Here is an 8,205-nt window from a genome sequence, read left to right as displayed (position 1 = left end):
ACCATTAATAGTAATCAACTGAAAATTAGTGCTTCCCCCGATTTTGAAACTAAGAGTAGTTACAGCATCCTTGTCAAAACCACAGACCAAGGGGGGTTAAGTTATGAAAAACAATTAACTCTTAACGTCAATGATCTTAACGAAGCCCCAACAAGTCTAACCCTTAGCAATAACAGTATTAACGAAAATGTTGATCTTCTCACTGTAATCGGAGATTTCAGCGCCACAGATCCTGATGCAGGTAACACATTATTTACCTATAGTCTGGTAAACGGTGCAGGAGACACGGATAATAATGTCTTTACCATTAGTAGCAATCAACTAAAAATTAATGCTTCCCCCGATTTTGAAACTAAGAATAGTTATAGCATCCTTGTCAAAACCACAGACCAAGGGGGGTTAAGTTACGAAAAACAATTAACTATTAACGTCAATGATCTTAACGAAAGCCCAACAAATCTCATCCTTAGCAATACCAGTATTAACGAAAATGTTGCCTCTCTGACTGTAGTTGGAGATTTCAGCACCACAGATCCCGATGCGGGTAATACCTTCACCTATACTCTGATCAGTGGTGTGGGAGACACGGATAATAATGTCTTTAGCATTAGTAGCAATCAACTAAAAATTAATGCTTCTCCCGACTTTGAAACTAAGAATAGTTACAGCATCCGTGTCCAAACCACAGACCAAGGGGGGTTAAGTTACGAAAAACAATTAACTATTGGTGTTACCAATGTTAACGAAACCCCAACAAATCTCATCCTTAGCAATACCAATATTAACGAAAATGTCGCCCCTCTGACTGTAATTGGAAACTTCAGCACGACGGATGTTGATGCGGGTAATACTTTCACCTATACTCTGATAAGTGGTGCGGGAGACACGGATAATAATCTCTTTACTATTAGTAGTAATCAACTGAAAATTAATGCTTCTCCCGATTTTGAAACTAAGAGTAGTTACAGCATCCTTGTCAAAACCACAGACCAAGGGGGGTTAAGTTACGAAAAACAATTAACTATTGGGGTCAATGATCTCAATGAAATTAGTGGTAATCCTTCAATTAACAATGGACGTAACCCAATTGTAGGAACTGCTGTTTCTGACTATATTATAGGCGGTCCAGGGGCAAAAACCATTACCGGAGGTGCGGGTAATGATTTGTTCGTGTTTACCGATCTTCGAGATGTGGGACAACGGATTACGGATTTTACTGTGGGAGGAGACAAAATTGTTCTTACTAAATTAGTCAGTAGTATTAGTTATAATGGCACTAATCCTATTGCGGATAAATACATCAGATTTGTAGCGGGAACTGGCAGTAATATCGGTAGTACCTTTTTGCAAATTGACCGGGATGGTACTTCAGGTAGTGCCATATTTAAGAACTTCCTTCAGGTTGATAATATCACTACCACCCAGTTAAACAACGTCAACAATTTTGTGTTTTAACATTTTCTATCAGGATCTCTATGTTGACTCAATTTAAAAACCCTCTGATCACCATCGGTATAACCTTGTCCACTGGTATCAGTTCCATGGCAATCTCTGCTCCTGCTTACTCCATCAACTTAGTTAATTTAAACACTTTTAACTCCATTGGAGATGTTACTAGTAACAACACAGTTATTTACTCAGGTTCATTGAATACGGTTGAAACCAGTGGTGGTACTGGTAGCTTGGAGGATTTCCTGGGTATTGACCCGACCAATTTTTCAACTGTTATCCCAGACAATACTTATGGTTCAGCCATTAAAAGTACCTTTAGTAACATTAATTCTGGAGATGTATTTAGCTTTCAATGGCAATTTAACCAAAACAATCAAGATCAAGCTTTTGTAACGATTGCCAATAATATTCAACCCTTAACTGGTAATAATGGTACTTATAGTTATGCCTTCACTTCACCGGGAAGTTATAATATTGGTATTGGAGTTGTTGACGTTAATGATTCAACAGGTCAATCAACTCTCACCCTAAGTAATGCTCAAATTCAGGCTGTTCCTTGGGAAACTGATACCCTACCAATATTAGGTAGTACAATTCTTTTTGGTATTGGTGTTTGGGCTAAACGTAAATACACTGGCAATTCTAAATCTTGACACTCCCTAATTAATAATTTTAATATGTCTATCAAAGTTGGAGATACCGCGCCTGATTTTAGTTTACTTGACCAAAATGGCAAAAACGTCAGTCTGGAAGACTTTCGGGGTCAAAAATCCGTTGTCCTCTATTTTTATCCCAAGGATGATACACCAGGATGCACTGTAGAATCTTGCGCTTTTCGAGATCAATATGAAGTGTTTCAAGCCGCTGGTGCTGAAGTTATTGGTGTGAGTGGTGACTCTAGGGAATCTCATCAAAGGTTTGCAAATAAATACAATTTACCTTTTACACTTCTAAGTGATCAAGGTGATAAAGTCCGAAAACAATATGGCGCAACTACCGCTTTTGGTTTCATTCCCGGCCGAGTTACATACCTCATTGATCAAAACGGTGTAGTTCAATATGTATTTGATTCCATGTTGAACTTTAAAGGTCATGTTGAAGAGGCATTAAAAACCCTGCAACAACTAGCAGCATAAATAAGATCCCCGACTTCTCTAAGAAGTCGGGGATCTAACTCTCGACAATTAAACTTTAGATTTTTCTGCTACACCAGCATTAGCCGATTTGCCATTTTTGCCGTTGCCATTACCGTTATTGCGGGGTTGAATGACTCCATAACCGCCGTGATTACGTTCATAAATGACGTTAATCTCACCTGTTTCGGCATTATGAAACATATAAAAGTCATGACCCACCAATTGCAGTTGTTCCTGCGCTTCTGCTACTGTCATGGGAGGCATGGAGAAGTATTTAGTGCGAACCACCTCTTCGGGTAATTCAGCGGTGCGATCGCCTATTAGATCCGCTGCTACAGTTTCTGGTGCTACTACTTCGTTAGTTGATATAGGTTGAGTTTGATGATCCTGCCTTTTTTCCTTATATTTCCGTAATTGCCGAGCAATTTTATCTGCAACTAGGTCAATACTTGCATATAAGCTTTCGCTGCTTTCCTCCGCACGGATAACACTACCATTAGCATAAATAGTCACTTCTGCCGCTTGCTTTGTACTTATTCGGGGATTGCGGGCTACGCTCAAATGGACATCCACTTGATTGGTGATGTTCTGGAAGTGACTAACTGCTTTTTCAATCTTTTGATGCACATATTCACGAATTGCATCAGTGATTTCAATATTTTTACCGTGGATGACAAGCTTCATGTAAACTCTCCCGCTCAATATTATATGTGATGTTTTCAGTTAGGAATAGAAATTGCGGTAAGGCCTATCACTGCCACCAGTACAAATCGTCACCTATTCCTAAGACATTGCCTTTTAGCATTTTTAACACTTCTTGCATCTTCAAGTTCGCGCTTATTTGTCGTCTTGTTTCCAACTGGTTGTTAAGCAATTGGCTATTTAAGCAAAACTATTGAATTAGGCTTCTTGAGATATGGTTCTTTTAAACGCTTACTTCTATGGAACTTTACCAAAATAGGAGTCCTCGCCTTTTTTGTCCCCCAGTCTCGTTTACTATTGTATAGAGAATACAACCCTTTTGGGAAATTTGATCCTGATTGATACAAATAAATTTTTAAGTTGCCATCAGTCAGTAAATTAGTTGGTATTGTCTTAGCTTAATGCTCTCCTCCCAACATCCATTCAGGTTATATATTCAAATTAGCACCTTGTGGGTTCCAAAGTATATTCCCTTGACGTTCCTTTAAGATCCTTTGCATAGCTTGACATTTGTTCGTTATATTTTGGGAAATGATAGGGATCGGGTGTCTTACCTCTTGCCTCTTTCTTGCTTATTACCTATTCACTGATGATTCCTAGCACTCAATTAACTCCGTACCGTTGTTTACTATATAATGTTGGCGTAATGCCTTATGAAACTGCTCATCAGTGGCAGCGATCGCTAGTTGCAGAGCGCATTCACAACCCAGAACTAGATGATGTCCTAATTTTACTAGAACATCCCCCTGTTTACACCTTGGGGACAGGAGCAAACCCAGAATTTATTAAATTTAATCTTGACAAAAGTGCTTATGATGTGCATCGCATTGAAAGAGGTGGCGAAGTCACATATCATTGTCCAGGACAATTGGTAGGTTATCCCATTTTAAACTTGCGTCATTACCGTCAAGACCTCCACTGGTACTTGCGTCAACTTGAGGAGGTATTAATTCGCGTTTTAGCAAATTACGACTTGAAAGGAGAACGGATTCCTGGTTTTACCGGAGTTTGGCTAGAAGGATACAAAATTGCTGCAATCGGCATAAAAGTGAGCAAGTGGATTACCATGCACGGCTTTTCCTTAAATGTTTGTCCAGATATGACAGGATTTAAACAAATTATTCCCTGTGGCATTATTGATAAACCAGTTAGCAGTTTAGCGACATGGCTTCCCGACATTAGCTGTAACCAAGTCCGTGATTCTATAAATCAATGTTTTGCAGAAGTATTTGACGTAACCCTAGTAAATTCTGACCATCCAAAATTCAGAAAGTAGGGAGGTAGGGCCTGCGCCCAAAAACGATTCATCAGTAACACTATGAAATTTATTCACCCCAACCCCAGAGGAAACGCATCTAAATTATCTCTACCCATAAATACCTGACTATTTTAATTGCAAAAAACTTTGTTTGTGTTGAAAATAATACTGTTCTAACTTTCTTAGAATATCTTAATTTTGTTTCTGAGTTATTCAAGATATCTTAGGTCTAGCCTTGTCATGAGATCCTGTCATTTGAGTACAGTTTGTACTTGTGAATCTTCCCTAATAAATATCTCAAACCAATAGCCGATATTAATTTGGCTTTGAGTACAAAATACCCCGTCCCCTTCCTCAAAAATGCTAGTACCCCACTCAAAAAATACTAGCACCCCCACACCAAATATTTTTTTTAATGCTGGCACAGTCAGGATGACAGACTGTGAGTATTGTCGTAATCATCTTAATAATATTAATTGAACTCACTTAAAATTGGGACTAAAGGGGCAACTGATATAAACGATATAGGATTTACGCAGAGATTCCCCTCTACCCCCCGAAGTTCCTAAGATGAAAGTCTGACGAATTAGGGGGGACTTCTTACCTTCTATATCTCTCAAAAGTTATCTTAATACTGTCCGTATTACTCAATACCAAAGGACAGGATTTTGTTTTTTGAGAAGATTTTTGATCAGCATATTTTTGAATAAAAAAAGGTGCGAAAAATAAACCTACTAATATAAATTTTCTTTCTAGGTAGTTGATACCTGGTAATGGAGAAAAATATGAAAGTCAAACTTTTAAATGTGCTGACCGTAAGTTTGGTAACTTTAGCATTAATTTCTCCAGGGGTAGTAGTATTTGCTATAGTTTGGGAACAACATAGAGAGTTCGTTAAAACACAGAATTTATCCTGTGAATTGCCGAAAATAAATATAGCATCTCCTCAATTAGTTCCCCAAACAAAAATTATCAAGACTCAGACACCTTTAGTCAAGGTCAAATTATCTGACAATAATTTTCTACATCAACTAAAAATTGCTGCAAAAAAATATAAATTAGTCACAATTTTGCAATGGTTATTTTTGGTGACACCAATTTGTATTGGTGTGGGAATTATCGCTTATGACAGATATCTTGTCTACCGTGCTGCTGTATTAAAAGAACACATTGCCATGTTGGAAAGAATGTGGCAACAAAGCATCGAACAGTAATTTTGCCAATTAATCATTCACCATAAACTAAATTATCATGACAGACGAACGCCAAACACAGTATTTTAATTTAATTGATGAACTTCTCCAATGTCCTAATGGTCAAGAACCAGAAGTTTTGGAAGCACAACCGGAATTAATTGATTCTGGATTAGTGCAAGCAATGTTACAAGTAGCCACAATGTTTGCCCATCAAGGTAATCAAGATGGAGCGCAATTTCTATTTTTTGTGGCTAAACAACTAGCAAAAGAATTAGGTTTATATCCTGAAGTTTCTAATCAAGTTGTCACTCAGGAGTAATAATGTTATTGACTGCAACTGATGCCGGAAAAATATCATTAGAATTTCTTTTGGCAGATTGGAATATTGGTGATGATTATAGAGATTGGTTTACAGTGATTAATTCTCGGTTAATGGGTGAGAGTTGGTACATTGTAGAATTGGGTGTAGAGGGATTACCTGATAGATGGTTTATGCAGGTTTATGACACAGGAGTTTGTGACCCTAACTATACTTTTATTTCCCCAATTTCTGGTTCAGAAGGATATACCGATTTGAAAAGTCTACCAGATATTATTGCTGATGTTTTAGTAGCAGAACGCAATTCTCGATAAAAGGTTTCAGATCCCCGACTTCTTAAAGAAGTCGGGGATCTTATTTATTATATGTTATAATCAATAGAGTTATGGAAGTTACAGAAAAATCAGTCAGATGATTACTGAAGACATCCTAGCCCAAGAATTTCTTAGAGTCGTAAATGACTATTACCCAGCCGTGGGAGAACTCTTAGAAGGCTGTCATGTGAAAGTTATTACTTGTTTTTGGGGACGACCTGCAAAACGGTTTCAATATATAGGAATTTATTGTCGAGAAGACATAATGCCCTGTATTCAACCTCAAAAAGAAATCCTGAGAGAATTAGCCGAAAATATGGGGTTAATTCAAGTAGTTTTTCTTAATGCTAAACGATTGCTACGTGACCCTATGTCGAAGTTAAAGCAGTCTGAACCTCGATTATGGTTGGAGTTGCAATTAGTCGCAGCCTAATCTAATATTTGGTCAACAATGAAAACAGGACTTTTCTGCAATTACGAAAATCATCACCTAGATGCTAGACGCACTATCTTTGAGCAAGTTTTATTGGTAAAAGAAGCGGAGAATTTAGGTTTTGAAGAGGCTTGGGTAACAGAACATCATTTTAATGAGTTCAATCTCAGTCCTTCAATTCTATTATTATTGGCACATTTAGCGGGTGTAACTTCACAAATTCGTCTAGGAACTGCGGCGGTATTATTGCCATTTCATCAGCCAATCCGCGTAGCTGAAGATATTGCTACTTTGGATAATCTTTGTAGTGGAAGACTGGCTTTTGGGGTAGCTAAAGGTGGTCCATTTCCACAGCAAAATAAACATTTTGGGGTGACAACTCAGGAATCTCGTACCAGAATGTTAGAGTCAGTAACATTGATTCAAAAGCTGTTATATGAGACTGACGTATCATTTAATGGCAAATATTATCAATGTGAAAATCTCACAATTCATCCCCAACCATTGCAAAAACCAATTCCCATTTATGTTGCTAGTGGTGACGATGATGCAGTTAAATTTGCTGCTGAAAATTCCTTTGGCTTAATGGGTGGTCCACCTTTTTCTCTAGAAAGATTGCGAAAGACAGTCAATAAGTATCGGGAATTTAATTCCAGTGGTGCTGAAAAGTTCATGTTAGCCCGGTTCTTTTTTGTAGGTAAAACCCATGATGAAGCGGTAAATGAAGCATTGCCTTTTATTCGCCACTTCAGCAAAGAAATGACTGCTAACTCAACTCAAGTAATGCAGAAAAGTCCTCAACAACCAGCATTTGATCGGACAAATATTTGTTTCGATGAAGACTATTTGATTGAGAATTCAATTATCGGTGATGTTAACGGTTGTCGTGACAAAATCAAGAAATTTCAGGACGAATTAAATGTCAGCACACTAGCGTTAAAACCCTCATCTTTTTCTTTACAAAAAAATCGAGAAAGTTTGCAACGCTACAATCAAGAGGTGCGGAATTATGTCTAAACTTTCTTTGCTTCCACCTGATGATTTACCTCCTGCAAAGGTGACAAAAGAGGATGGTATTCTCCATTTGGAGTTGGAACAATCTATAGGTAGATGCTTTTTCTATGCGTGCGATCGCATTACCCAAGTATTACTATCTAATTGTCAGTGGTACATGACTACAGATAAGACGACTTTGATGTTAATTGTAGACTGTCCCGATATAGTTGCTTATTGGCACATAGTCAGCAATATTCCCCAATTGGGAAATAGACTAGAAAGATTGACTAAAAATGCCAAAATTCGCGTTTATCCTCCTTTTGGAAAAGGATCACCCTTTGAAATTGGAGTAACCGAAATTTCCGCCTATCGAGATTGGTTGTAAGTCCTAAATTATAT

The 8,205-nt window shown here is 37.8% G+C and carries 12 protein-coding genes; 10 read left to right on the top strand and 2 right to left on the bottom strand.

Annotated features, from left to right (window positions below):
* From IQ226_RS13200 to IQ226_RS13190, 3 genes are all read left to right on the top strand, one after another.
* A partial coding sequence (locus IQ226_RS13200; protein ID WP_193896004.1) for a cadherin domain-containing protein occupies positions 1-1,455 on the top strand: 1,455 nt, incomplete at its 5' end.
* An 86-nt stretch (positions 1,456-1,541) separates the two neighbouring features.
* Positions 1,542-2,105 (top strand): PEP-CTERM sorting domain-containing protein, encoded by a 564-nt coding sequence (locus IQ226_RS13195; RefSeq protein WP_193896002.1) that lies wholly within the window; start codon positions 1,542-1,544, stop codon positions 2,103-2,105.
* A 24-nt stretch (positions 2,106-2,129) separates the two neighbouring features.
* Positions 2,130-2,588, top strand: a complete 459-nt coding sequence (locus IQ226_RS13190; RefSeq protein ID WP_193895999.1) for a peroxiredoxin — start codon at positions 2,130-2,132, stop codon at positions 2,586-2,588.
* A gap of 48 nt (positions 2,589-2,636) precedes the next feature.
* Here IQ226_RS13190 and hpf read toward each other — a convergent pair whose 3' ends face one another.
* Positions 2,637-3,272: a ribosome hibernation-promoting factor, HPF/YfiA family gene (gene hpf, locus IQ226_RS13185; RefSeq protein WP_193895997.1), complete on the bottom strand. Its 636-nt coding sequence runs from the start codon at positions 3,270-3,272 to the stop codon at positions 2,637-2,639.
* 607 nt (positions 3,273-3,879) lie between these two features.
* Here hpf and lipB point away from each other — a divergent pair.
* Positions 3,880-4,566: a lipoyl(octanoyl) transferase LipB gene (gene lipB, locus IQ226_RS13180; RefSeq protein WP_193895996.1), complete on the top strand. Its 687-nt coding sequence runs from the start codon at positions 3,880-3,882 to the stop codon at positions 4,564-4,566.
* A 233-nt stretch (positions 4,567-4,799) separates the two neighbouring features.
* On the opposite strand, the gene IQ226_RS13175 is transcribed toward lipB, so the two are convergent.
* A complete protein-coding gene (locus IQ226_RS13175; protein WP_193895994.1) occupies positions 4,800-4,973 on the bottom strand; it encodes a hypothetical protein in 174 nt (57 codons plus the stop codon).
* A 360-nt stretch (positions 4,974-5,333) separates the two neighbouring features.
* On the opposite strand from IQ226_RS13175, the gene IQ226_RS13170 reads away from it, so the two are divergent.
* From IQ226_RS13170 to IQ226_RS13145, 6 genes are all read left to right on the top strand, one after another.
* Entirely contained in the window at positions 5,334-5,762 is a 429-nt protein-coding gene (locus IQ226_RS13170) for a hypothetical protein (protein ID WP_193895992.1), read from the top strand.
* Positions 5,763-5,799: 37 nt separating this feature from the next.
* Positions 5,800-6,063, top strand: coding sequence for a hypothetical protein (locus IQ226_RS13165; RefSeq protein ID WP_015079389.1), 264 nt, complete (start codon positions 5,800-5,802; stop codon positions 6,061-6,063).
* A gap of 2 nt (positions 6,064-6,065) precedes the next feature.
* Positions 6,066-6,377, top strand: coding sequence for a hypothetical protein (locus IQ226_RS13160; RefSeq protein WP_193895990.1), 312 nt, complete (start codon positions 6,066-6,068; stop codon positions 6,375-6,377).
* A gap of 97 nt (positions 6,378-6,474) precedes the next feature.
* Positions 6,475-6,810, top strand: a complete 336-nt coding sequence (locus tag IQ226_RS13155; RefSeq protein ID WP_193895988.1) for a hypothetical protein — start codon at positions 6,475-6,477, stop codon at positions 6,808-6,810.
* A gap of 18 nt (positions 6,811-6,828) precedes the next feature.
* Positions 6,829-7,827 carry an LLM class flavin-dependent oxidoreductase gene (locus IQ226_RS13150; protein ID WP_193895986.1) on the top strand — a complete coding sequence of 333 codons (999 nt, stop codon included), beginning with the start codon at positions 6,829-6,831 and terminating at the stop codon, positions 7,825-7,827.
* A complete protein-coding gene (locus IQ226_RS13145; RefSeq protein WP_193895984.1) occupies positions 7,820-8,191 on the top strand; it encodes a hypothetical protein in 372 nt (123 codons plus the stop codon). The genes IQ226_RS13150 and IQ226_RS13145 overlap by 8 nt, the downstream gene beginning before the upstream one ends.
* Positions 8,192-8,205 lie beyond the last annotated feature (14 nt).

Source organism: Dolichospermum sp. LEGE 00240, assembly GCF_015207875.1.
In the GTDB taxonomy this organism is placed as follows: domain Bacteria; phylum Cyanobacteriota; class Cyanobacteriia; order Cyanobacteriales; family Nostocaceae; genus Dolichospermum; species Dolichospermum gracile.
The sequence above is the reverse complement of the archived record's forward strand: the minus strand, read 5'-3'. Positions and strand labels throughout refer to the sequence as shown.

Excerpts from the sequence above, each read along its gene's own strand:
- IQ226_RS13195 (WP_193896002.1), top strand. The coding sequence starts at position 1,542 with ATGGCAATCTCTGCTCCTGCTTACTCCATCAACTTAGTTAATTTAAAC.
- IQ226_RS13190 (WP_193895999.1), top strand. The coding sequence starts at position 2,130 with ATGTCTATCAAAGTTGGAGATACCGCGCCTGATTTTAGTTTACTTGAC.
- hpf (WP_193895997.1), bottom strand. The coding sequence starts at position 3,272 with ATGAAGCTTGTCATCCACGGTAAAAATATTGAAATCACTGATGCAATT.
- lipB (WP_193895996.1), top strand. The coding sequence starts at position 3,880 with ATGATTCCTAGCACTCAATTAACTCCGTACCGTTGTTTACTATATAAT.
- IQ226_RS13170 (WP_193895992.1), top strand. The coding sequence starts at position 5,334 with ATGAAAGTCAAACTTTTAAATGTGCTGACCGTAAGTTTGGTAACTTTA.
- IQ226_RS13165 (WP_015079389.1), top strand. The coding sequence starts at position 5,800 with ATGACAGACGAACGCCAAACACAGTATTTTAATTTAATTGATGAACTT.
- IQ226_RS13160 (WP_193895990.1), top strand. The coding sequence starts at position 6,066 with ATGTTATTGACTGCAACTGATGCCGGAAAAATATCATTAGAATTTCTT.
- IQ226_RS13155 (WP_193895988.1), top strand. The coding sequence starts at position 6,475 with ATGATTACTGAAGACATCCTAGCCCAAGAATTTCTTAGAGTCGTAAAT.
- IQ226_RS13150 (WP_193895986.1), top strand. The coding sequence starts at position 6,829 with ATGAAAACAGGACTTTTCTGCAATTACGAAAATCATCACCTAGATGCT.
- IQ226_RS13145 (WP_193895984.1), top strand. The coding sequence starts at position 7,820 with ATGTCTAAACTTTCTTTGCTTCCACCTGATGATTTACCTCCTGCAAAG.